Genomic DNA, 24586 nt, shown 5'->3' with positions numbered 1-24586 from the left:
TTATCCTTGTGCAAAGTAAGGATTACCTTGAGAGTCCAAAACATTTACGGTTATAAAAATCAACAGGTGTTGTCTTTCTACACTTTTAGCTTGTCTCTGGAAAAAAGCCTTCCCAATCACAGGAATATCACCGAGAAAAGGCACTTTTGATAATATTTCTGTCGTATTTTCATTCATCAATCCACCCAAGACAATGGTGGTTCCGTCGCGAACATTAACATTTGTAGTCGCATCTTTACTTACAAATCGCGGAAGCGCAGCATTAAACGGTATACCATCTTGTAAAAACAAAGTAAAAACATCTTCGCCTTCTATATCGCTTACTACCGGCTGTAAAAACAATCTTACAGATTTAGTCGGTTTAATAACCGTAGGACTTACATATAATACTATTCCTATATCCCGACTTGTAAACGTCCAATCATAATTTGTAGTGGTAATGTCTGTAACGTCATCTGTTTCTGTGTCAATCTCAACATCTTCAAAGAAATTAATGGTCTTTACAAATCTTACAACTGCCGGTTCATTATTCAAAGTTGTGATTGTAGGAGCAGAAAGAAATTTAGTATCCGACCTGGTGGAAAGCATATATAGTGTAGCAGCAATTTGTGGATAATTTGTTGAACTATAAGCAATCTGCAATCCTCCGCCAGCAACATGAGGAGGAGGTATAATACCGGCACCCGAAGTAAGTGAACCGGTAATTGTATCATGAGACCATGCTTGTGTAGGTAGTCCGGGAATACCGGAATATCTCTCGCTCCTTCCGATTGGATTTGCCCAATTAAAAGAGAAACTACCCCACTCTAATCCCAAATCCTTATATGTCTCTTCGCCTACGACAACAAATTTTGCTTCTATCGAAACCTGAGGCGGGGTTCCCAATTCTTCTATGAAGTTCTGTATCTTTTTTAAGTTTGCAGGTGTATTCCTGACTATTATTTTATTTTGCCCGGGAACAACTGTGATATAAGAACCGGGTGGCTGGGGAACAATCTGTGTAAGAATATCTACAATACCGATATCCGAAACATCTTCTGTTGTCCCTGTTGCCGTCCGTTGGCTAAAGACATTCCCTATTGGAAAAGTTATTAAAAAAATTACTGTTATCCATATTAACCCTAATTTTGCTCTCATCTAGTCATACTCCTTTTTTAATTTTTTCCTGTATTTTATTCGTCACCACCACCTGAACTACCAGATTCTCCAAATGTAATTGTTTCAAGTTGGAGTGGTTCTGGCCTTATTTGTCCGCGGATAGGTGCACCAAACTGCAAATCAAAAATTCTTGTTTCAAGCGTTTCCATCGGAACGTTATCAATCCTATCATTCGAAGATATCCAAATAACGTTGGGGTATATCTCATAGTTCAAACCTCGAGAACGCAATATTAAAGACAAAGCGTCCATAAGCGATATGTCGCGCAAAGAAGCAGTAACATTATAAGTGCTTACAGGAACAGTAGGAATAGTTTCCACTCCAACACCACCGGCACCAGTCGCGCCTGGCGGCATAGTAGGAGTTCCCCTGCCACTTACTGCAGGAGGAATATTCCCCCCTTCTATAGTAGTTGTTTCTGCTGAAAATATAGCCTCATCAATCATCATATTTACACCGCTTTGCCTTGCAAGAAACAGGATAACTGACCTCAAATCAGCATCGGTAAATTCAAGTGAAACTTTTTTCTGCTTGATCGTTTCCTTTATTGCTTTTATAGCCAAAAAATCTTCATCCTCTACTGTCTGCTTCTGCTTCTCTTCTTTTACCCCGCCAAGAACAGGCACAAAAGCGCTGTCAATTTCCAACATCTTCTTTTCTCTCTTCGCTCTATATTTGTCCTCAACAACATTCATTTCTTTCTTTGATTTATTAAATTTTGCTTGCGCAATTAGTGTTTCAATACCCGGATAATCTTGTTCTTCTTTTAAAACCTTTTCCCATATTTTAATTGCCTCATCATAGTCTTTATTTTTCAAATGCTCTTTGCCTGTATTTACCATGTCTTCTAATCTCTTATATTCGTCCATTTCAGCCTTAGCTAACTTTACTTCTTCCATAAACTCTAATGCTTCCGCATCTGTTGGATTTACTACGATTATCTTTTTAAGTTCATCCATGGCTCTATCGTATTTTTCATCACGTTCATAACGCCTGGCATTTACACGGTATTTTTGTATCCGCTTTACCTGCATCTGTTTATCTTTTTCTATTGCAGAATTGGTTTTTCCTATATTTAGGATAGCGTCTTTGTCTTGAGAATTAATAACCAGAATTTTGTTGAATTCAAGAAGCGCTTGTTCGTATTCACCCTGGTCAAAAGAAAGTTTACCCCGTTCTATATATATCCGTTTCTTTTGCTCTCTTTCGAATTGAATAATATTCTGTTGCAATTCCGAGAGTTTTCTGGCTTCTTCTTCGCCTCTAATTACCACGTCTTTTGTATCTTTTGTCAACTTTTCCATTCTAATACTTCTACTTTCCATGTCGCTAACTTGAGCCACTAAACCCTTAATTTCTCCAGCCATTTCATCGGGAGCTATCTTAAGAGCTTTACCAAACTTATCTTTAGCTTGCATAAATGCATTTACTTTCAAATACTCAAGCCCCTCATTCAAAAGAATCTTTATCTGCTCCAAGTTTGCTACATCAGATTGTTGTTTCATTTCTTCCTTTGCATAGATACACGAACAAGTCGAATATGCAAATATTAGAAACAAAAGAAAAACCATCACAAATCTTTTATTTTTTAAAATATCCATTAGTCTAATCTCCCTTTTCCGAAGGATTTATTCTCCTTCTTCTTCTATTTGAATTCTAATCTGTCCTATTAATTGACTGATTTCTTCCTCTAATTTATTTTCTTCCATTTGTTGTCTTGCGGAAGATATAACATTATTTATTCCTCTACATTCCGCTTGCACCCGATGTTTTTGTTGCAATTGGGCTTTAATGTTTCTTTGTTTTTCTATATCTTTTAAATAGTTAAAAGCCTGACGATTACCGGATTCAAGCATCAGTACTTCTTTTAATTCTTTTTCTGCCTTATCAAAATTATTTGCTCGGATATTATTACGCGCAGATTTTAAAAGTTCCGACACACGCCGAGCATTAGAACGAATGCGAGCTTTTTCTACTGCCACAAGCCCACCTTTAGCTCTGCGGTTATCATAATAGATATCAATAGCTTTCTTAAAATTTGCATCCGCTTTATCTAAATTGCCCGCTTTTAAATATTTAAATCCTTCGGTTGCATATTGAGCAGATTCTCCGCGAAGTTTTTCAGCTTTATATTTTTTTTCAAGCGGCGCAAGTTCTTGCAAAGATTTAGAGATTTGAATTGCTAATTTCTCAAGAGAAGATGCTTCGCTATAATAAATTTTAGCGCCATTTTCTTTTCCCTTTGAAACAAGAATCCGAGCATTATTTTCGTAAACAGAAACTTTTTCTTTTACTGAAATCAATGCATTCTCTAATCCTTTTCTGGCTTTTTCTAATTCTTTTTTTCTTATCAGCGAATTCGCATCTTTAATAGATTTTTTAGTCTGTTTTTCAAAATTGCGAATTGATGTTCTTTCCTCAGAGCTAAGACCAATATCTTTATTTAAAGTATCAGCATAAGCACTTTTTACCAAAAATAAACTCGGCAAAATAAACAAAGATAGAATTACAAAAAAAGTTATTAGAGTTCTCATTATTGTATGCGTTTAAACTCGCCTCCGGTCTTTAATTCATATTTACCAGCATCCGACCTGAAAATTATAACTGTATTTTCAGAAATACTCAAGACCTCCCAATTTTTGATTTTGTCACCTACTTTTACAAAGTAGGTTCTCTTTGTGCTTTCATTCTGTAACATCGCCTCTTTAGAACCTGACTCGAGAGGCATAATGCCCGTAAGTTTGAAAGACATCTGCACCGCAGGAGCACTTAATCTATGTTGTCCGGCTTTGTCGCTTAAAACAACAACACTACGAGTAATAGAAATCACCATGAAATTTTCCGCCTGCTCTCCCTCTTTTACATTATAAAGATTGCCTGTCCTGGAATTCTTTAAAGTAGCTACAAGAACGCCATCGGCTTTAGAAATTATCCCGATGCATTGCAAACTCATCCGAGGCGCAATCGGAGTAATTGGTCCTTTAACTTCAACCGGGAAAAACATAGCTCGTTCAGATATAGGTTGATAATAGGACATTGATTTCCCTTTTATGTAAGCACCCAAATCGATATTATATATGCCCCCGCCTGATTGTATACCCGAGGTTTTGGGTGGTTGAATTCCCCTTTCAAAATCTTTAAGTTCTTCTTTTTTATTCACTCCTGAAAACATCCGTATCCCGGTTAGGATTAAAAAAATCACAAAAACACCGAGAATCAATTTCTCATAGTTCTCTTTACCCCAAAGTAAAATATTATTGTTAACCATTTAATTTACCCCACAGAGTCGTCAACACCTCATAACGACTATCCCAGTATAAACGAAAAATCCATGAACAAAAAAACTATTTACATCTGAGCCTACAAACTTGTCAAAACTTTATTGCAATCCTATTTATTTCCATCTAATAACGGACAGCGACAAATCAACTTGTATATTTTTTTCAGATACAGATGCAACTGGCGAACGATAATCTCTCCGAGCCGTCACATTAGATCCAGTCGCCGTTCTGCTACTTGTTATTGAAGAAATAGAAGAACCAAGAGAAAACTCTCTTATTGTAAAAAATCCCTTGTCAGTATTTTCCAATGTAAACAAAAGATTGGTCAAAGAAGATGTATCGCATTTCACTCCTAAGTTTAGAGGAAAATCTTCATACATATTCGCATTTTGTGCCGCCCCCAACTCTATAACATCTATTGATTTTACTCCAACATCAATCAACAAATTAACAATTATTTCCGTAATATATAGGCTTCTTATTAATTGAGACGCTTCTGTTTCTGATGGTAAAAAATTAGGTAATCCAAAATCTTCGGTTAAAATCTGAACTTTTCTTTCTAAAGCTTTGACCTTAATTCTTTCTTTTACTTTTTTAAATTCTTCAAGAAAAAATAGAGGACGATTAACGCCTTCAGGAAGCGTTAATTCTTTCGATACTGGCAATTTCGCTTTCAAATTTTCGTATTTTTCTTTCAATTGCTCATTATCTTTTTGCATAGAATCGACCAGCTCTTTAGAGGGCAAATTCTCAGACGAATAAATCTGTTCAAGTTTGACAATAGTTTCTGCCAAGAGTTTATCCGCTTCATTTGACTTTTTAAATAACGGATAGCCAAACAATGAAAACACCATTATCAACACAGCTAATGCTATTAGATATGGAAGGCTCTGTTTTAACATTATTATTTCTCTAAACCTATTTCAAGTATAAATTTAACTTCGTCTTTTTGAACTGTCGATGATGCTCCTGTTGCCTGCGAAGTTGCTCTTGTGCTTCTAACTGTCGCCGTCGACCGAGTTGTTCTTGCGCCTCTAACCGTCGCCGTCGGCTGGGTTACTCTGCCACTCTGCCCCGCTTCCAAAGTAGATGCCACTGAAATTAATTCTACGGTTTTAAATAACGAGGAAGTTTTTAATTGTTTTATATATTCATCAACAGTAGGATAGGAAGCAGTAACACCGCTCAAAGATATTTTACTTCTCAAAGAAGCAGCCGTGTTCTCCAATGCCGGTTGGGATTGTGTCTGTCTTGTCCCCCTGTAATCTATCCTATCGGAAGGAGTTTCTTCAGCCATAGTAGGAACCGCTCTTCTTCTCGTAGTCGCTACCCTTGTAGGAGCAGTCGTTCTCATGGTAGCACCAGCGGAGGAGCCTCCTCTTCCTGATCTTCCGGTCGTAGGAGTAAATGTTGCGGTAGATATCTCTGTGATGTATATATCAAACGGTGTAAGTTCAGAAACTTCAAGAAGGATTTCAGATAATTGAGATTTTTGTTTAAGAACCCCCTCAATATTTTTAAGTTGACTTGTAATAGTTTGTTGCTCCTTTTTTAATATATCTAATTTAGATATATAAGGGGTATAAGTATCTAAAATCGGCTTCACTATACTGATTTTTTCTTTCGTGAAATTATAGCTTCTTGCATCCAACGCCAACATAAAAGATCCTATTAAAAACAGCGCAACAAAAGAAGCGATAAAATACAATCTTTTATTCGCTAATTTTTTCTGGCTTAGAATTTTGATAGGCAAAAGATTTATTTCAACCGATGAACGTTCCAAGAGCCGAAGAGCTAATCCTGTGCTTACGGAGAAATTGCTGACATTACTAGCCAATGCTTCCGGATTATAACGGATTTTATTAAAAGGGTTGACTTCTTTTATTTCTATTTTAAAAGCATTATTCAAAAGTTCGAAGATGTTAGAATTCTTTGGAAATTTACCCGACATATACATATATTGGAAATGGGTTACTTTTTCTACCTGCGACAGATAATAGGTAGTAGTCCTTTTAATTTCAGCGATTAAATCTTCCCAAATAGGCAGAATTACAGAAGAAACATCTTCTGTTTCAAGAATCTCTTCGGCTTTTTCAAGTTCTACTTTCCTTGCTTCTGCGATTTTCCTCAATATATTTCTTCTGCCGATAGGAACTGCTCGAGTAAACGCAATTTCCCCCTTGTTCTCAATAGACACATCCGTATAACTATACCCAAAATTCATTAAAATACCGACTTTTTCTTTAGATAACAAATCGTTAAAAATAAGACAGTTATGTAAAGCAAGCGAAGAGGTATCAACAATATCGGGAGTTTTATTTATAGATTCCTGTAAGAGTTTAATTAAATCTTCCGCAAAACTTTGCTTTATAGCGGCTATCAGCACTATTACAGGTCCCGGGATTTTGCTGATAGGAGAAACTACCTGATAGTCCCATCTTACTTCACTTAAAGAAAAAGGAACCTGCTGTTGAACCTCAAAAGATACTACTTGTTTTAGTTTTGAATGCGATACCGGCGGTAATTTTACCCTTCTTACAAAACTTGTATGCCCTCCCACACCTAAAGAAATTTCATCCTTTTCAAAATTCAATCCTTCAAAAGCTTTAACTGTATTTTCGACTAATACTTTTTTATCTTCTTCTTTTTTACCTAAGGAAGATTTTATCGACCTTGCTTTAACTAAAACAATACCTTCCGCAGTTTTAGCCAACTTTACTAAATTTATATGGTCGCCGGTAAATTCTATTCCTATCGCAGATTTAATTTTTGTTTTAGCCATTTTGTATTATCTCTTTACTGAAGGAAAAGAAAGTATAACAATATTAATAAACTCGGTCAAGATACATGAAATGTAAATTTCTAATTACCAATTTCTAATTTCCAATGAAATGTTTATAGTGGCAAAGTTGACTTTGCATTTTCAATACAGATGGGCTTTTTGATAATGCCGACATGAACTACACCGTTCAATAGGCAACTACAATAAAATTAGAAATATAATCGAAATATATTTGGGATAAACTTGAGTCTTGTTCTACTTAAATTCCTAATAAAATGCTCAACGTCTAATACAAACTAAATATGTGTCATTGCGAGCCCGAACGTAGTGAGGGCGTGGCAATCTAAAAAACGAGATTGCTTCACCTGCGGTTCGCAATGACGAGAATGTGACGTGGAAGTTGCGTAAATAATTGTAGTTGCCCATTTATGGGCTTTTTGATAATGCCGATATGAACTACGCTCCGACGTAATGTCGGAGCAACTACCCTACAATCCCACCTCCGAGGTGGGATTTTTAGGTGGGATTGAGTTTTTGGTTCATTTTAGAAATTGGTAATTGGAAATTAGGAATTTGTTAGCTTATTCCCCAATTTCGCGGAAATATTTATAAATGTTTTTGGGAGAAACAGTAGAATACGGCGGATGATCCGGATCAACTACCGTAAATATTCTCCTTGCAGGAGTCGGGTCGCTTCCGTTGTTATCGCTTGCCCGTACTTCAAAGACATAAGTGCCCGGATTTAAAGGAGGAAAATCATCCTTATAGGTATATGAGACTCCCTCGTCATGTAAAGAAGATCCGCGCAATTTCCAATTATATGTATACGGCGGCATTCCCCCTACTCCTCTCCATCTGAAAGTAGGAGAATTATTTGTGGTTTGCCCCGACGGCCCATAAGTAATAATCGTATTAGGAACTTCGGGAGAAACATACCATACCCAGACGGCAGGAGTTGAAACTCTGCGCGAAACATTGGCAATGTCACAAGCGACCCCGTCCAAATCTTTCGCTTTTACCCAGAACCTATACAATCTGCCCACTTGTAAGTTTTCATAAGACACAGAAGTTGCATCAATAGTCCAATCTTCGTCATCGTTTGAACTAGAATAACCTGTTGTTCCCGAACCACAATCTTCGCCGTCACTTGCATCACCATCATTATCAGCAACCCAATTATCGCTATTATCCAGCCACTCCAATTTGTATTTGAACCGACACGGAGTCGTATCAATCGCAACCCATTTAAAAGAAGCAAAACTATGCGGATACGGATTAGACGGATAGTTAACAAGTATAACTTGAGGAACATTTGAATCGATTTTTAGTTTATAACCAAATTCCACACTTGATGTCTGATGTTCTATACTGCTAATCTTTTCTATTATTGTATCCGCATGCGAATAACCCATATTGGGCGCAATCCAGACTTCTGCCGTGTCACCTAAAGCATTTTCTGCAATCTTACTCACTTCCATATATCCTTCATCAAGAACTCTAAATTGAATAAGATTCGTATCACCGTCGGCAAACAGCACATTCTTCGCATACAACCAAACAAAGTCATCTTTTACACCCCCCTGAAGCAAACGCTGTCCCTGATTATTGGACATAAGGGCATCTTCATCATAAAGACGAACTTCCTCACAATCAAACCACTCGCTCCATTCATCAGCCGCCATTAATGTAGAACGGAACCTATATTGAGCGTTAAGCGATATTCCGGAACAATTTGTAGCATCTTCCGGAAATTCCGTAACAGGCGTAGTATTATGTCCTTTGTGTTCCGGCTCAGTCCCTTCAGGCAGATTCTCATTATTCCTGTCTTTTACTTTAGTTCTAACAGTTACTTGTTTTTTGGGAATCCACATAGAAGTATTGCCTACAATTTCCGTATCTCCGCCGTCCCACTGAACCCAGACCTCGTCCCAATAATAATTATCCGTCTGGTAATAGTCGGCATCTATAATAGTAGTAGGAGTCGTGTAATCCTTCTTTATATTGTCTTTATCATTATCCGTATTATCATACGGCACAGGCACAAAAACTTCCGTCCCGCAAACTCTGTATGAACCGGGCGGCGTCTTATCTAAAGTAAAGACGATAATAGACGTATCGGAACTTGGTGGTTCTCCCTGTGGATAGGTATCGCTACTTAAATTAATTCTATTTTTAACCATCAACTGGACAAAATATGTTCTGTCGCCTAAATCAGTATCGGGGTCGTCAATCTGCGAAAGGTCTGGGCAGTCATCCTCGTCGGAACTACCATAATCTGTGCTATAAATACCCGTCGAATCGTTTTCTTTGTTAGTTCCCGAAACATTATCCCAATCTGAGTATATCCATTGTCCCGGATAAATTTCGCGTCCTGAGTCAACCGGTAATTCATCAGAATCCCATACAAGATCTAACACAAAATCACCGCCATCATCAAGAAGCGTCCAAATTCTTATCTGATATGAATCCAGCGGCCTATAATCGCCGTCTATATCTATATATCTCCACCTGAACTGAGGAGTAGCATCGTGAATAGGTATATTAGCCGGAAAGTCTCTCCATCCGTCATCGCCCTCAGACGGATATTTTACTCCGGCTACATCATAAAATTCTCTTACCTGCAAACGCCAAGGATGCAGTCCCAACCCCAAATCAGAGCCTTTAAAAGCTGACAAAGCGGTCGGCGAATCAAACCCGCCTACTCTTGCAAGTTCCTTGTTAAGTTTAATTCCGCTTGATATATTTTGCTCAAGCCCAGAAAGAATCGTTATAACCGCGTTATCATTAACATTGTCATATTCAACGCTTTCTATTTCATAAACAGGTTCTATATCAGTAGTGAAATTTCCGAAACTTACTTTGAGAGGACGATAAAGCAGAGTGTCCTGACTATCAGCGATAGTATCTAAAGACAAATTAATAATAGCGTCGCCTTCGCTATAACTGCCGTCCACCATATATCCGGTATATTTATGTCCTTCGGGAGCGAGTCGGACAATCTGTCCGCCATCAGTTCCGTCAGCAACATAACAATCGCCTGTGGAAGGGTCAATAGATACCGCATTAGGCAAATCAAACCCGTAAATTTTAATATGACGATTGCCGTTTAGAGCGTAACCGTCCGAAACATCTTTATCCAACCGGACAATATATGAATCCGCATTATCATTACACGCAACCCAGCAATCACCGGAAAGAGGGTCGATAGCTACGGAAACAGGGTCAGCAAAACCTGTTATTATTCTGTGATAGCCGGCATTAGTGTTAATATTATATCCTGCCGTAGATATATCCGCTTCGCCAATATCACCATTTATCCAAACCACCGTATCACTACCATCCGCTACCCAGCAATCACCGGAAGCAAAATCAACGGCAACCGCCACCGGTTCGGTAAATCCGCTAATTCTGGCAAGTTCTCTGGCAACAGAGGAACCGTCTAATATATTGTTGTTCAAAGCCGGTTCTAATGTAAGCCCGATAGATTCTTCTGGCTCGTCGTAGTCAATAAATTTATCACTTTCCGAGGCAAAACTCGCCTTAATCCATGAGTCAGAAAGGGCTGTATCGGAAATGCGGATTTCGTCGATAGGACCATTAAAACTACTACCCCCAATTATAAAGTCATTGATATTGATGTTTATCGGTTCAGACAAATCGGTATCCGCCACCAAATCTCCGCCGACATATAATTTTTGAGTGACGCCATCATAAACCAGAACAACTTGCTGCCATCCGCTTCCGATGGAGGCCGATACAATGTTGTTGTTTATAATTCCTATAACGGTATCCCCAGTATTTTTAATCCTGCCAATTCCATACGCGCCGTCTTTATTTATTTGAGTACCGAAAAATTCCGTTTCTTCATAACTTAAAAGGTCATTGTTTTGGGAATAATAACTTGCTTTAATCCATTCTGCAGAACGTGCTATATCAGAGATACGAACTTCGTCAATCATGCCGTCAAAATATGCTGCCCCAGGATTTCCCTCCTCCCATCCAATAAACACATTCCTGGTTGAGTCAATACTTCCTTTACTGGAAATACCAAATTGGCCTTGGAACACACCATCAACATAAAAGATTAAAAAACCATTCCTATCACCAGTTGCCACTACATGATGCCAAGTATCATCACGCAGGTCACTACTTGTCGATTGATAGTTTGTCCCGGCACCATCATTCAATTGGACTGCCAATTTCCCATTATTGAAAAGAAAAAATATATAACCATTGTAAGGATCTGGGTTTCTTCTACCTATTATTGCAGGATAATTTGGTTGTGTTACCGCTGCCTTTATCCATGCCGTCATTGTAAAATCTGTACCCGAACCAAAGTTTAAGCTACTGGAACCAGGTACTTCAATATAGCCGATATCAAAATCATCAGTTCCATCTATTTTGCCAGTAGCGTTTTGGATTACTCCTCCGATAGGAGTTCCATTATTCGCATTAGCTGTTGAATCATAATGTGTCCCCGATGTCTCATCCAAATGCTGAACCATCTTGAAGTTGCTATCCCATACATTTTGTGTGTCCTGCGCATCGGTAGCATCAGAGTTACCGTAATACATATATACAATGGTAGTATCTGTATTACTTATCTCGGGCACCTTGACCCAAACAACGGAAGGATCGGTCTCATCCCATTTTTCTATTTCATATCTTAACGGAGTGCCTTCCACATCAGTAAACCTTATATCTTCGCCATTATCTTTTGTATTGCCGTAATCAATTCGGGTTGAATCAAGCTTGACCATTAATGGGAAATTGGTTAAACCCGGAGCGTCTATTTTTGTCGGGTCTATGCTGATTGTCCTTCTATATTCCCATTCTTGAGTATATTTCACTACCGAACTATCCCCTGTATCGACCGCCCAAGCTGTATCGTATTCGGAGTTCTTTCTGTTAGTAATAGAATTGGCAGAGACGCTTTTTGGAGAAATTAGCGATTTGTCCCTGAATCTATCTATATGAATAACTGCCGCCTCTTTATCAATAATGGAATGGCTTGAAAGCAAATCATCCGTAGTAGCAAGATAATTAGTTGCTATATCAAAATCTTTCGTTTCTAAAACATTGCCAGCGCGATTATCGCTGTAAAAATCTATTTTTATTCCCGGATAGATGCTTTTATCTTGGCTAAGAAGATTGAATTCACTTTCACCACCCCAAAATGTTCCTAATACCCAGGGTTTTACTAGCGGCGTATCAGACGGCTCATCCCTGCCCCAGCCAGTAAACTGAGTAATGCCCGAATCATTTGTTGAATCGTCTGCGAACCACACTTTCGTATTATATGTATTTGTGGAAACCGAAACGGGAGATTCAAATCCGCCCGAACGCACCAATTCCATATAAATAGGAGAGTCAGCAGTAACTTCTTCATCTACGAGGTTAGGAGAAGGAGAAGTAAATTTAATCACCCATCCATTAACAATATCAGAGTCCACACTGTCAATCTCATAGACATCTGCCCGATTCATTCCAAAACTCAATTTTAATCCGGGATAGAACAGACCCGTAGGGTTGATATTTACGGCAACTGTATCGCCGTCCTCACCCACATCGGTTACTTTTATAACAGTCGGCGCATGTCCATCCTTATAAAGTCGGCTTACCTGGTCATTGCCCGTATCCGCAACCCACGCGTCCGAAAATGCGTATTGAGGAAAAATAAGCCCTAGAATGATAAGAAGGACTAAATTCTCCCGCAAAAACTTGTTTTTAAATAGTTTATTCATATTCATTTCCGTTCCAATACTATCTTTACTGTATTTCCATCTTTGCCGATGAATCGGCAACTACAATTATTTACGCAACTTCTATGCCATGTTCCCGTCATTGCGAGCCAAAGGCGAAGCAATTTCGTTTTTAGATTGCCACGAAATCCTACGGATTTCACGGGGCAATGACAACATCGTTGTTCTTTCTGTTTTCTGGAGTGAACCAGAACAAGTTCGGTTCACTCCAGTCCTGAACCGTGATTTTGTAAAACAAAATCTCTGGTTCACGGGCTGTCCTCTGTCTTATGCTGTTCTATTTCCTTTTTTTCTTTTCCCAATTGTTAATTTTGCATTTTGCATTTTAATTTTTGATTTTACTATCATCTCTCCATCACCACCATATATTTCTTCTCGCCTAAAATTTCGTATGTTTTGCCATCATAAACAACATCGCCTTTATCACTTTCCCTAAGCGCCTGCCCCGTAGATATTATAGTAAAAACTTTAGATTTAGTTGTTATAAGGTTTGAGATTTTGGAGAAGGTTTCCAAATTAATAACTTTGCTACCGCCTGCATCTTCAACATTTAAAATCTCTCCGATGGTTTTGAAGGGACCCTTTAAAGGGTCTATATCATTTTCTCGATGATTTATAATATCGTTAGCAATCGTTGATGTAGTTATTCCCGGTAATGCCTGCAATATTACAGTATCAGCAGTATTTATATTTATTCTGCCATAAGTCCTATATTCGGGAGATAAAATAATCGCGTCGAAATAAGCTATATTGGAGCCTGCTCTTTTCTCAACACATATCGCCAAAAGGTCAGTATCAGCAAGAGGGTCATTCGTAATTTTCCCTCCAATCTGAATTTGTCCAAAATAAGCAGTCCTGTCAGGAGTAAACTCAAGAAGTTTACTGTCAGTTATTATGACATCGTCGACTGATGTAGTAACTATAACTTCAACAAGCCCGCTGTCGTTCTCTATCATCCCTTTAATGTAAAGGTCATAAATTCCATTTGCGTTTTCGGGCTGAATCCTATCTCTAATCCCCCACCACCAAGTATCAGGCTCATCATCATCTGTATTAAAATAAAAAGGAGTTAAAAATATATCAACCGGATTGGGTTCATAATCCCAATTCACCACATCAGGATAAGCCTTCTCCGCTTCCAACCTCTTCTGCGATACGGTTATTTTATCGGCAATGCGTTGAACAAGTTTTGTATCTTCGTAAGCTAATTCATCATATCCTATCCTAGACCATTCAAAGAAGATGATGTATTCAGAGGTATCATTGGGATTAGTCGTCCAATCTTGAGTTACGGTTATTTCATTTGAAGTATTGCTTTTAATTTCTCTTATTTGTCCCGCGCCTTTTCCGGATGCGATTAAAATATATGCGCCTTCCCAATCACCGGATGTCCAAAGAGAACTGGGAATTTTCAAGGTATCATCGCCTCCATCCGAAGCCCATCCGTAATCTTCAATTCTCATTCTGCTGACATCTTTAATATCTCCTACCGTTGCAAACGGCATATTTGGCACATTCGCATTTACGGCAAGCGCGGGATTTTCCATACATACGCTGTTTTCCCCACCCGGTGTCCCGCCACGCACAGGTTCCCCCGATATAGTCAGCACTTCGTCACCTTCAATGTTAATGTGCCACCAATCATCTATCCCGTCATTGTTTCTATCCCAGACCACAGTCGGGTCGTCTTTTTCTAAAGCGACAAAACCGTAAACCTTTACGCCGTTATCCTGCGTATAACATACCCTATTTATATCTTCTGCCAAATAATTAACCTGCGATACAATCTGCTGGTCAGCCAGCAAACCTTTATATAGAGTAACAGCCATAGGTTTAAAGAATATGTAATAGCTACGATTAGATGAACTTTCATCAACAACAGCACTACTCTCCCACTCCCATTTAGTGCTTATAGTTATCGTATCAGGAGTATTGCTGACAACCTGACGGGTAATCGTACTATCGACATTATCAACTTCAATAATAGCCGCGATGGTAGCGCCTTTCCATTGGTTATTCAGCCAGGGGGAACTACCAATCTGTAAGGTGTTTTCACCTATTACAATATACTCTCCAGACTCCTCTTTACCTGCCGGGATTTCAATCGGCGAATCCGTAAATATACTGCCGGAGAGAATAATCGTATCGCCATAACCGTCTTCCGCAATGTTTATGGGAGCGGTTGAAAGTTGCAATTGAACCACTCTATCAGAATTATTTCCGTCAAACCAAGTATTTTCAACAAATATATTGTCTTGCGCTTTTATAGGAACATCATCGTCGTCCTGGTCAAAATCCAACGATAAACTATCGTCCTTATCCACCGCCAGAACCATATAATCTCTCGCTTCTATAATAGTACCATCGGGAATTGTTCCCGTCCATCCGGCAGAAGTTGCAAGAACCCATCCGCCGATATCCACATCATTATCCGATATATTTAAAAGTTCGACATATTCGCAATCCGGTTGTTGGGACAATTGAATGTAATCAAGATATGCGCCGTTATGTTCGTTGGTATTTTCCGATGTCTTCAATTCTATTTCGCCCAAACCCGCATCTTTTACCTCTATAATTCCCAAATCTTCCAATAACCAACCGCCTATATTACGGGTACCCGCTTCTTTGACAATATCATCAGGCGCATCTGATCTAAGGGTAATAGTAAAACTATGGTCTTGCGCAACACTAAATAAATCACCATTAGCGGGAACATCTGTCCAAGGTTCGCTTGGGTCTATATTTAATGTATCTGTTGTATTACTGACAACCCGCCGTTCCTGTCCAACTCCTGTACCTGTTGGATTGTAATAAATCGTAACTAAGGCGCTTTCCCATTGATCGATTTCCCAGTTTTCCCCAGAAGAAGTCTCTAAATTTGTCGGAGTACTACCCAAAGCAACAATCCCGGTATCAGGCGCGCTGGAATAAGTAAGCGCTCTTAATCTATAAAATCCTTCACGCAAAATTTCCATATCGACGGTGATAGTTTTAGGGTCAGTAAGTGTGGATGCAGTTTCGGAATAAATGCCCTTATAATATAAGTCTGTATCATGCCATCCCGTTCCTCCTCCCAACCTTTGCTCGAAAAGTTCTTCCGCTTCCCATTGATATGCGGGCTTTACCATAATCTCGTTTATCCTTATTGCTTCAACACCGCAGGCTACTGCATTATCTTGGATATGATAATAGGAACCATTCGGGGGATTACTGCCTGCATCCCAACTGCGGATTATCCATACCGTATTTTCATCATTGTCGTAAATTGTCCGAACCTGCTTTACTTTTGTCCCCGAGTCATCAAAAACAACAGTAATTTTAGCGCCGATCCATTCGTCAGCATCCCAAGGATCCGAATTATCTTCCAAGATATTACTATTTGCATTCGTAGATAGTCCCGTATCTTCGTGAGAAATTTCAAGAAAAGTGGAAACGTTGTCTGTATCTGCATAGTCAATCGTATTAACCGCGCATTGAGCGGCTAATCGCTTGAGTTCTTCGTAGGAATAATCATTGGGATAGAGAGCCATTAAATCTTCCCACGCAGAATACATAACCGAATAAAGAGTAGTTGCGTCTTTGAGTAAATTTATATTAAGTCTCAAGAATCCCGAATCGGTGGTATTTTCATCCGAAGAATATACAGTAATGTAGGGTTTGAGATTATCAAATATTGTTGGACCAACATCAAATATGTTCTTTATTTCTTCAATAGTAATAAACGGCTGGTCATTATCATATTGATCCCAAGCAACAAATTCATAAGGGTCATCCAACCCCTCGCCTTCTTCGTCAAATTGCCCGTCGGCATTATTATCAATATCATCGTGTTCTAAAATAATACTGTCTGCATTATCATCTTCGCCATCTTTGCCGGGTTCTTCCAAAGGAAGGACTAATTGGCCATCTTCACTCCCGTAGCGATAATTGACAATTCTACTGGCTAAATCTTGAGTAGTCACCCCGCCAAGATCCCAATAATCTAATTGCGTCGGACTACCTGCATAAAAAAACTTCTCCAAACTTATTTCAAACGGTTTCCATCCTTGTCGCGGGTCGTTAGGGGAATTATCCCAATTATCTGAACCAACTACTTGATATCCCGCCGTATTTATATTGATCTTGCTTGATTCGTCTATTATTAAAACCGCATAACGACCTACAGTATCGCCGTTATCATCGGCAACATAGAGCCAGCGGGAATCCATACCGCTCCCCCAACTATCATCACTTACAGTAATAGTATCATCATCGTTATCTATACTACTATCGTTGATATCATCCTCTGCGCTAAAGATACTATTAGGACTTTGATTTCTATATCCCCATTTATCAGTTTTATACGCAACAAAACCCGTATCTCTGCCGTCTGATTTGAGAACTGTGATTGCGTGCTCTATACCCGACTTTGCGATATAGGACGCTTTCAAACCCTGCATATAATTAAACGCGGTTTTTTCTTCCATACGCATCGTATACATAAAAGTAATTCCTATGGACGAAAGAACGGCGATAATCGCAACAACTATAACAAGAGCCATACCGGAGGAATTGGTAATTGGTAATTGAGAATTGGAAATTTTTGATATTTGATATTTGATTTTTAATTTATTGCTCACTGTCCGCTCCCGGGTATATTGACTATCGTAATAAAAGTGTCGTGCCTTATCTCATCCTTTTCCGATTCGTATTGCATAACAAGCGTGATTTTTATTGCGCGGGGTAAATCTTGTCTAGGATTTCCTGCTCCGTCATCCCACCAACCGGCATTAGCACCGGTAGTCCACTGTTGTCCATCAAAATATTCAAACTGAAGATTAGAAACACTTCCAATAAGAGCATTTTCGTTTCCAAAATCTTTTTTATTGCCAATATCGAAAAATTTAAAATTATTTTTCTTGGTAGTCCATCCTTTTTTAAGTTCATTACCCGCTAACCAATAACCCACCTCGCATAATTCCCCATTATACTTTCCGACTTCTTTTGTATTATCAGGATTTAATGGAGCGATAAAACAAAAAGTGTCGGGCAAATCTCCCGTGCCATCTAATCCCAAGCATTCAGCCCCAATCCTCTCATCCACAAACGCTTTTTCTATTTCTCTGGACATCATATCTAAGGCGGCTCGGGCTTCGGAATATATAATAGCTTTATTCGTGCCTTTTCGCTGTGAAAATAAACTGCTTTGAAACACTGAAAATAGGGTTGTAGATATAACAGCAAGTATGGCTACCACTATCATGACTTCGATTAAAGTTAAACCAGTGTTGTTGTCATTGCGAACATAGTGAAGCAATCTATTTTTAAAATATTGGGATTGCCACGCCCTCACAATGTTCGGGCTCGCAATGACAGGCGTTTGTCTTTTATTGTTTTCTTTTCTCATTTTTTTCTATAAACTTTAAACCATAAACTATAAACTTTTTAATCATTATTATTTAGCTTTTCATTTCTTTAACAATTCGTTGAACTTATCAACCGAAATGTATGCGTCTCTTATTAAAGCGCGAAGGAGCCCTCTATCTAAAACTTTATGCTCCGGAATAGACAAAGTAGTTTCCATTCCGCTCTTTTTCATTATTATATGTCTGCTTTTTGCTCGTCTTTCCACATACCACCCCGCTTTTTCAAATGCTTTTATAGTTTCTTTTCCAGAAACAACCGGTAATTTTGCCACTACACAACTACCTCCATTGTAGCAACCTCTTTTGTTTTCGTTGACATTATCTGGTCACCTAACACAGAGAGGCAGCCTTGTATTGCATCTTTAATGTTTTCAATTGTTTCCTCGAGTGTTTCCCCCTGCGAATGACAACCGGGAATTGCAGGACAATGCGCCACATAACCAAAATTTTCGCCTTTTTCAATTATAATTCTATAGGTCATATCTTTTCCCCCATTTCTTTTACCCTTTTTATTTTATTTTTATTTGTCATTGCGAATGGAGTGAAGCAATCTCATTTTTAGATTGCACATCTTGTTCCGAGCCTGTCTTTGAGATTGCTTCGCCCTGACTTGTCGGGGCTCGCAATGACAAGCGTTTGTCTTTTATTGTTTTCGTTTCTGTCATCTGTCCTCCCTGCCCGCCGTCTGTTTGGATGGTGTCATCTGTCTCATTTATATTTCTCAGTAGTGGCAAAGTTTACTTTGCATTTTTGCATTCAATACAGTCGAGCAAGCTCAACCACTACATATATCCACTGTATTTCTACGTATTTCCATTTATTTCCGTTTTATTTTTTATCTATACTTTTCATAAAACGGGTTCGCTATATAGGTGATAAATGTTTCGGCTCTGTCTCTATCCGCTTCCGTCCAGTAAACAGCGACATATACTTTTTGGCTTAATAAAACATCGTCCCAATCTCCATCTAATGGCCATGTTTTTCCATTACCGTTAGCATCCCAATCTTCAGCTTTAATATAAACATCCATATCTGTATTATTATATTTATATTGTATAGTTGTACCTATAGTAATAGTTGCATCCGAATCAACAAAGGGACATGTATCCTGGCTTGCTAATTCAAAGTATCCTATACCATTCCCATTCCTCACATCAGTTGGGATACCTGTTGTGAAATCTCCATGGTCTCCTATATATCCTGCATAATCCCCATCATAAACCGATGCGGCTGTTTTTATATTTTCGAGCACTCTTTGCGCGAGAATACTTGCTTCCGAAAAAGTAGATGCTCTTCGGGACAACTTCAAGCCGATAGGGAAAAGGTTTGCCAGCGCAACCAAAGCTATGGCAAGAATAGCCATTGATATCGCCATTTCTAACAAAGTCAGACCTTTATTGGTAGTTAGTAATTGTCCCTCTGGAATTTCAGAGAAATTCCGAGGATTGAGTCCCCGAAAATCTCTGATTTTTGGGGGATAATTGGTAATTGGTACTTTGAAGATTTTTTTTATCATTCTACATTTATCCTACCAGTAAGTTTATTAACTTTTATGATATTAGTATCCTGGGTAGATGTTTCTACAATGCCAATATCTTTATATGGGGGAGTAACGTCATGTTCAGAGCTTAAACCACCGGCAGATTCAAATTCCAAATAGTAAATATCAGGAGTAGTAGTATAATTTTTTTCATCGGCAAATAAATTCGTATCAAACTCCACAAATTCAGGCAAAGCCTTCCAGTTTTCTGCGGGATTGACAATATCATCCTCTTTATAGATAGCAACGGCATGATTTAGAGCATCAAAAACGGTCCTGTATCTTTTTCTTTCCGTGATAGTGGTGTTTCTTGTTCTTCTTAAAGCGGATATAATCATATTAGTCCCTTCTTTCAAATTTCTGCCGCGTGTATAGTTTCTGAACATAGGCATAGAAACAGCAACCAAAACCGCCATAATCGCAACAACAGTCATCAGTTCGATGAAGGAGAAACCGCCTTTTCGTAAACGGTAAACCGTAAATGCCTGCCCGCCAATATTTGGCAGGCGGGGTAATTGGTAATTATTTTTATTTTTCATTTCTAATACTCTTCTCTCCAACTCTTTTTCACATCCCAATTATTTACGTCGTCTTCATAATAATCAGTTCCCGCTATTGTTCCTGTTTTTTTATTTTTACCCATGGAATAGATGTAATAACCAAGATTAGGAGGAGCATCAACAGAACCACCATCACCAGAAGCTGGATAATCAGTTCCTTGAGTAGGAGGATTAGTAGAATGTTCATTTTTCATATAAACATAATATTCCTTCCAAGAGTCCTCGTCTATACCTTTTATGTAGGGACCATGCCAGTTGCGATCATTACTAATAAGTGGTTCAGGAGTACCATCAGGCTCTCGAGCAGTAAGTCTCCAAGCTAAAACGTCTATTGAATCCCAAGATGCAGTAGAATGCGTATCTTCAGGATATCTTCCTGTATCATTTTCATACATGGCAATAGCGTTTTCAATTGCGGCTATGTCGGCTTCGGCCCGTGTCATTTTCGCTCTTTCCAATCTTCTTGCTACATTGGGCGTCATAATTCCGGCAAGTAAAACGATTATTGCTATAACCACCATAAGTTCCATCAATGTAAAACCTGCTTCTGGCAAATGGTAATTGGCCCTCTGGAATTTCAGAGAAATTCCGAGGATTGAGTCCCCGAAAATCTCCGATTTTTTGGGGATAAAAGGTAATTCGTAATTACTGAATTTTTGTTTCTTCTTCATTGTTCCTCCTTATTCAAAAATTATTTTTTTTGAAACTTTTGGTTCACCCTCGTTGCCAATGTCAGTAGTTGCAATAGTATATGAGCTTGTTCCCGATGTAATCACATAGGTACCATCCCACGGAGTATCTAAACTTTCCCCCTCATCACTGGATATATAAGGACCTCCAACACCAGTAAGCCATAACTGGGACAACTGCCCTGGAAGTTCTCCATTATCAATCTGGAAAAGGCTTACTGCTTTCACAAGGATATCAATATCTGCAGTTGCTTTAGCCTCTTTCCCTTTTTCCAGGTGTTTAATGACATTTGGTATCATTATTGCCGCTAAAATACCTATTATTGCAATTACAACCATAAGTTCTATAAGGGTGAACCCCGTTAGAGATAGGTCGCCATTGTATCTTTGGCGACCGTAACTAATCGGAAATATCCTTGTCTTCTCATTAGCTCTTGCAATATTATTAGAAGCTAATTCTTCTTTTGATTTAATCTCTAACGGGGTGAAGCCCCCTTTAGTAATTGGTAATTTAACTTTCATAACTCATCCTCCTTTTATATATTAAGCAACTCTTATGCCAATATAATATTGAAATACAATTAGAAATAGTTTGTGAACTGTCATTCCTGCACGTAGTAAGCAGGAATCCATTCTTTCGTCATAAATAGATTCCCGATAAAAGCTATTCGGGAATGACACACAATGTAAAATACTTTCTCACTCATTAGTAACTATAGACCCTAAACCGTTAACTATTTTCTTTCTATTATACTCCACTTTTTTCCGCAAGTGTAAACTATTTTGCACACTTTAATACTCCTCACTATTTTCGGAGTATTAACGATGAACGATAGACGATGGATGTCCGCTCACTACGTTCGCTTGGACGAGTTTGTATTTCTCTTTTTTCGTCCATCATCTCTCATCCGTCGTTCCTCGTAAAATCTGTCATCTGTCATGGCGAGCTATTACCCACTTACTGTCATTGCGAGCGAACACAGTGAGCGTGGCAATCTCGTATTTGAGATTGCTTCGCCTTTGGCTCGCAATGACAAGAGAGAGTATGTTTTTCCATATTTTGTCTTCCTTCTTATTTCTTAAGAAATAAACTAAAAATGGTCCCTTTACCTTCCTCGCTATTTACTTTTATATCTCCGCCTATTTTTTTTATGATAGCGTATGATATTGCCAGTCCAAGTCCCGCGCCATTCTTGCCCTTGGTCGTAAACAGCGGTTCGAATATCAATTCTTTTTCTTTAGGTGAAATACCCACACCTGTGTCGGAAATATCGATTTGAATTTCTTTACCTATTTCATGCGCTTGGAGTTTTAGGGTTCCGCCTCTGGGCATTGCCTGATAGGCATTGGATATAATGTTTGAAATTGCCTGTTTCAAACTCTCTCTCTCGCCTTGGGCTTTAGATAAAGAATCGGGAAGTTCGTTTTCAACTTTTACTTTTTTATAGTTTTTTTGTGTTATAGCCGTTTCTTTTAAAATCCCACGGATAAGAACGCCTAAATCAATCGGTTCCAACATTATTCGTTCATCTGTCCTTGCAAACTGGAGTAATTCCCCCGCTATTTTGTTCATGCTATCAGCTTCGTCTTCTATAATTTTAATTTCCTCGTTTAGATTTTTATCCCTGCCCGCCTCTTTTTTAATGGCGGGATTTCCTATTTTTTTCTTTAAAAGATAAGTAGCGTTTTTTATTATTGCTAACGGGTTTCTTATCTGATGGACTACGCCTGAGGCCATCTTCGCCAAAGACGCCAATTTTTCTTTCTGAAGAAGTTCTATTTGAGTTGATAATAATTCGGAACCCATTGATTCTAACTGTTTTCTTTTAATTTTCAATTCTCTGTCCAATCTTTCATTCATTTCTTTCATTTCTTTGCGGGCTTGCATGGATATTGATGAAAGCTCGTCTAAATATTTTGGATTATAACGGGTCTTTTTTGTAAAAAGATTAAAGGGGATTAAAAAGGTTAGTATTAGAATAAGCGCCAATAGGAAACCGATTGCGAAGAAAAATAAAGAAACGAAATAGATTCTGCTGGAAAATTCGGGACTGACAATGATGGGGAAAAAAGCAAGAAGCCCCAACATTAATAGAAAGATTAAAAGAATATATACGCCTTTACGCATTTTTTTAAAAAAGTATCGGGCACAGAGGCACATAGTTTTTTGCTTTTCACTTTGCGCCTTTGTAACTTTTTATAGTTTTCGCGGTTTTATTCCATATTGTTGTAATTTGTCATAGAAGTGCCTTCTTGACAGTCCTGCTAATTTAGAAGCCCTCGTAATATTTCCCTGTGCTCGTCTTAGTATATAGATAAGATATTCTTTCTCAGCTTTTTCTCTTATCTGTTTGAACGAGAATGTTTCTTTTTGCCCTGAGCTTGAAGAAGAAAGAGAAATGTCATTATTTCCTTGAGACGAAGCGTCATGACTATCTATACGCCTTATGACAGGAGGAAGGTCTTCTATTTTTATTATATTTCCTTTAGAAAGCACCAAAACAGCTCTTATAAGATTCTCCAATTCTCTTACATTCCCGCGCCAAGGATATTCGCAAATAATCCGAAACACTTCGGCGGAAATTTTTTTGAGCGGGACATTGTCTTCTTTACTATATTTCTTCAAGAAATGGTCTATCAATAAAGGGATATCGTCTTTTCTATCTCTTAGGGGCGGAATATTAATGGATACAGTATTTATACGATAATAGAGATCGTCACGGAATTTTTTTTCTTCTATTAATTTCTCTAAATTTTTATTTGTGGCGGATATTATTCTTACATTAACTTTTATCGGAGCAATTCCTCCCACACGTATAAATTCTTCCGACTGCAGGAAACGTAAAAGTTTCATTTGAACGGAAAGAGAAAGGTCACCTATTTCGTCTAAAAATATAGTGCCTTCATTTCCAACTTCAAAAATTCCCAGCTTTTTTTTGTCTGCGCCCGTAAATGCGCCCTTCTCGTGCCCGAATATTTCCGACTCTAAAAGCGTCTCGGGTAATGCTCCGCAATTTATAACCACAAAATTTTTGTCTTTTCGTCCGCTTCTTTTATGAATAGCTCGGGCGACTAATTCTTTCCCCGTGCCGGACTCGCCTCTTAAAAGAACAGGAACTTTTGACTGCGCAACTTTTTCTATAAGAGCATATACTTTTTTTATACACTCTGCATCGCCTATGAGTTCTTCAAATCCGGATTTGCGTTGGAGTTCTTCTTTTAAATAGATATTTTCTTCTGCGAGTTTCTTATGCTCCAGAGCGTGTTGGATTGTATGAATAACAGTTTCGGGTTCAAAAGGTTTAGTTATATAGTCGTATGCTCCCAGTCTTAAAGCCTCTACTGCGGAATCAAAACTTCCATAAGCTGTGATAAATATTACGGGTATATCGTACCCCTTAGACCGCAT

Annotated in this window: 18 protein-coding genes; all 18 read right to left on the bottom strand. The window is 38.5% G+C overall.

Going from position 1 to position 24586, the window contains the following annotated elements; all coding sequences use genetic code 11:
• The gene (locus KAS42_01090; protein MCK4904827.1) at positions 1 to 1137 is read right to left on the bottom strand and encodes a hypothetical protein; all 1137 of its coding nucleotides are present in this window, start codon (positions 1135 to 1137) and stop codon (positions 1 to 3) included.
• 35 nt (positions 1138 to 1172) lie between these two features.
• Positions 1173 to 2759 (bottom strand): hypothetical protein, encoded by a 1587-nt coding sequence (locus KAS42_01085; GenBank protein MCK4904826.1) that lies wholly within the window; start codon positions 2757 to 2759, stop codon positions 1173 to 1175.
• Positions 2760 to 2786: 27 nt separating this feature from the next.
• Positions 2787 to 3692 carry a hypothetical protein gene (locus KAS42_01080; protein MCK4904825.1) on the bottom strand — a complete coding sequence of 302 codons (906 nt, stop codon included), beginning with the start codon at positions 3690 to 3692 and terminating at the stop codon, positions 2787 to 2789.
• A complete protein-coding gene (locus KAS42_01075) occupies positions 3692 to 4426 on the bottom strand; it encodes a hypothetical protein (GenBank protein ID MCK4904824.1) in 735 nt (244 codons plus the stop codon). Before KAS42_01075 ends, KAS42_01080 begins: the two co-directional genes overlap by 1 nt.
• Before the next feature lie 126 nt (positions 4427 to 4552).
• Entirely contained in the window at positions 4553 to 5341 is a 789-nt protein-coding gene (locus tag KAS42_01070; GenBank protein MCK4904823.1) for an Amuc_1100 family pilus-like protein, read from the bottom strand.
• 2 nt (positions 5342 to 5343) lie between these two features.
• The gene (gene pilM / locus KAS42_01065) at positions 5344 to 7221 is read right to left on the bottom strand and encodes a pilus assembly protein PilM (protein ID MCK4904822.1); all 1878 of its coding nucleotides are present in this window, start codon (positions 7219 to 7221) and stop codon (positions 5344 to 5346) included.
• A 581-nt stretch (positions 7222 to 7802) separates the two neighbouring features.
• Positions 7803 to 12965 carry a DUF2341 domain-containing protein gene (locus tag KAS42_01060; GenBank protein MCK4904821.1) on the bottom strand — a complete coding sequence of 1721 codons (5163 nt, stop codon included), beginning with the start codon at positions 12963 to 12965 and terminating at the stop codon, positions 7803 to 7805.
• 362 nt (positions 12966 to 13327) lie between these two features.
• Positions 13328 to 17602 (bottom strand): general secretion pathway protein GspK, encoded by a 4275-nt coding sequence (locus tag KAS42_01055; GenBank protein ID MCK4904820.1) that lies wholly within the window; start codon positions 17600 to 17602, stop codon positions 13328 to 13330.
• A complete protein-coding gene (locus KAS42_01050) occupies positions 17599 to 18369 on the bottom strand; it encodes a prepilin-type N-terminal cleavage/methylation domain-containing protein (GenBank protein MCK4904819.1) in 771 nt (256 codons plus the stop codon). The genes KAS42_01055 and KAS42_01050 overlap by 4 nt, the downstream gene beginning before the upstream one ends.
• Before the next feature lie 60 nt (positions 18370 to 18429).
• Entirely contained in the window at positions 18430 to 18660 is a 231-nt protein-coding gene (locus KAS42_01045; protein MCK4904818.1) for a type II toxin-antitoxin system HicA family toxin, read from the bottom strand.
• A complete protein-coding gene (locus KAS42_01040) occupies positions 18660 to 18869 on the bottom strand; it encodes a type II toxin-antitoxin system HicB family antitoxin (GenBank protein ID MCK4904817.1) in 210 nt (69 codons plus the stop codon). Before KAS42_01040 ends, KAS42_01045 begins: the two co-directional genes overlap by 1 nt.
• A gap of 46 nt (positions 18870 to 18915) precedes the next feature.
• Positions 18916 to 19053 (bottom strand): hypothetical protein, encoded by a 138-nt coding sequence (locus tag KAS42_01035; GenBank protein ID MCK4904816.1) that lies wholly within the window; start codon positions 19051 to 19053, stop codon positions 18916 to 18918.
• Positions 19054 to 19223: 170 nt separating this feature from the next.
• Complete coding sequence (locus KAS42_01030; GenBank protein MCK4904815.1) at positions 19224 to 19904, bottom strand: prepilin-type N-terminal cleavage/methylation domain-containing protein; 681 nt, start codon at positions 19902 to 19904, stop codon at positions 19224 to 19226.
• Entirely contained in the window at positions 19901 to 20467 is a 567-nt protein-coding gene (locus tag KAS42_01025; protein ID MCK4904814.1) for a prepilin-type N-terminal cleavage/methylation domain-containing protein, read from the bottom strand. The genes KAS42_01030 and KAS42_01025 overlap by 4 nt, the downstream gene beginning before the upstream one ends.
• 2 nt (positions 20468 to 20469) lie before the next feature.
• On the bottom strand, positions 20470 to 21159 hold the full coding sequence (locus KAS42_01020) for a type II secretion system protein GspG (protein MCK4904813.1): 690 nt from the start codon (positions 21157 to 21159) through the stop codon (positions 20470 to 20472).
• Between the two features lie 9 nt (positions 21160 to 21168).
• Positions 21169 to 21699 carry a prepilin-type N-terminal cleavage/methylation domain-containing protein gene (locus KAS42_01015; GenBank protein ID MCK4904812.1) on the bottom strand — a complete coding sequence of 177 codons (531 nt, stop codon included), beginning with the start codon at positions 21697 to 21699 and terminating at the stop codon, positions 21169 to 21171.
• Positions 21700 to 22249: 550 nt separating this feature from the next.
• Entirely contained in the window at positions 22250 to 23305 is a 1056-nt protein-coding gene (locus tag KAS42_01010; GenBank protein ID MCK4904811.1) for a hypothetical protein, read from the bottom strand.
• A 69-nt stretch (positions 23306 to 23374) separates the two neighbouring features.
• A partial coding sequence (locus tag KAS42_01005) for a sigma-54-dependent Fis family transcriptional regulator (GenBank protein MCK4904810.1) occupies positions 23375 to 24586 on the bottom strand: 1212 nt, incomplete at its 5' end.

Source organism: bacterium (assembly GCA_023135785.1).
Taxonomy (GTDB): domain Bacteria; phylum CAIJMQ01; class CAIJMQ01; order CAIJMQ01; family CAIJMQ01; genus CAZNJA01.
Note: the sequence above shows the minus strand (reverse complement) of the source record. Positions and strands in the feature narration are given on the sequence as shown.

Bases quoted from the DNA above. Each gene is read 5' to 3' on its own strand.
- KAS42_01090 (MCK4904827.1), bottom strand. From the start codon at position 1,137: ATGAGAGCAAAATTAGGGTTAATATGGATAACAGTAATTTTTTTAATA.
- KAS42_01085 (MCK4904826.1), bottom strand. From the start codon at position 2,759: ATGGATATTTTAAAAAATAAAAGATTTGTGATGGTTTTTCTTTTGTTT.
- KAS42_01080 (MCK4904825.1), bottom strand. From the start codon at position 3,692: ATGAGAACTCTAATAACTTTTTTTGTAATTCTATCTTTGTTTATTTTG.
- KAS42_01075 (MCK4904824.1), bottom strand. From the start codon at position 4,426: ATGGTTAACAATAATATTTTACTTTGGGGTAAAGAGAACTATGAGAAA.
- KAS42_01070 (MCK4904823.1), bottom strand. From the start codon at position 5,341: ATGTTAAAACAGAGCCTTCCATATCTAATAGCATTAGCTGTGTTGATA.
- pilM (MCK4904822.1), bottom strand. From the start codon at position 7,221: ATGGCTAAAACAAAAATTAAATCTGCGATAGGAATAGAATTTACCGGC.
- KAS42_01060 (MCK4904821.1), bottom strand. From the start codon at position 12,965: ATGAATAAACTATTTAAAAACAAGTTTTTGCGGGAGAATTTAGTCCTT.
- KAS42_01050 (MCK4904819.1), bottom strand. From the start codon at position 18,369: ATGAGAAAAGAAAACAATAAAAGACAAACGCCTGTCATTGCGAGCCCG.
- KAS42_01040 (MCK4904817.1), bottom strand. From the start codon at position 18,869: ATGACCTATAGAATTATAATTGAAAAAGGCGAAAATTTTGGTTATGTG.
- KAS42_01035 (MCK4904816.1), bottom strand. From the start codon at position 19,053: ATGACAGAAACGAAAACAATAAAAGACAAACGCTTGTCATTGCGAGCC.
- KAS42_01030 (MCK4904815.1), bottom strand. From the start codon at position 19,904: ATGATAAAAAAAATCTTCAAAGTACCAATTACCAATTATCCCCCAAAA.
- KAS42_01025 (MCK4904814.1), bottom strand. From the start codon at position 20,467: ATGAAAAATAAAAATAATTACCAATTACCCCGCCTGCCAAATATTGGC.
- KAS42_01020 (MCK4904813.1), bottom strand. From the start codon at position 21,159: ATGAAGAAGAAACAAAAATTCAGTAATTACGAATTACCTTTTATCCCC.
- KAS42_01015 (MCK4904812.1), bottom strand. From the start codon at position 21,699: ATGAAAGTTAAATTACCAATTACTAAAGGGGGCTTCACCCCGTTAGAG.
- KAS42_01010 (MCK4904811.1), bottom strand. From the start codon at position 23,305: ATGCGTAAAGGCGTATATATTCTTTTAATCTTTCTATTAATGTTGGGG.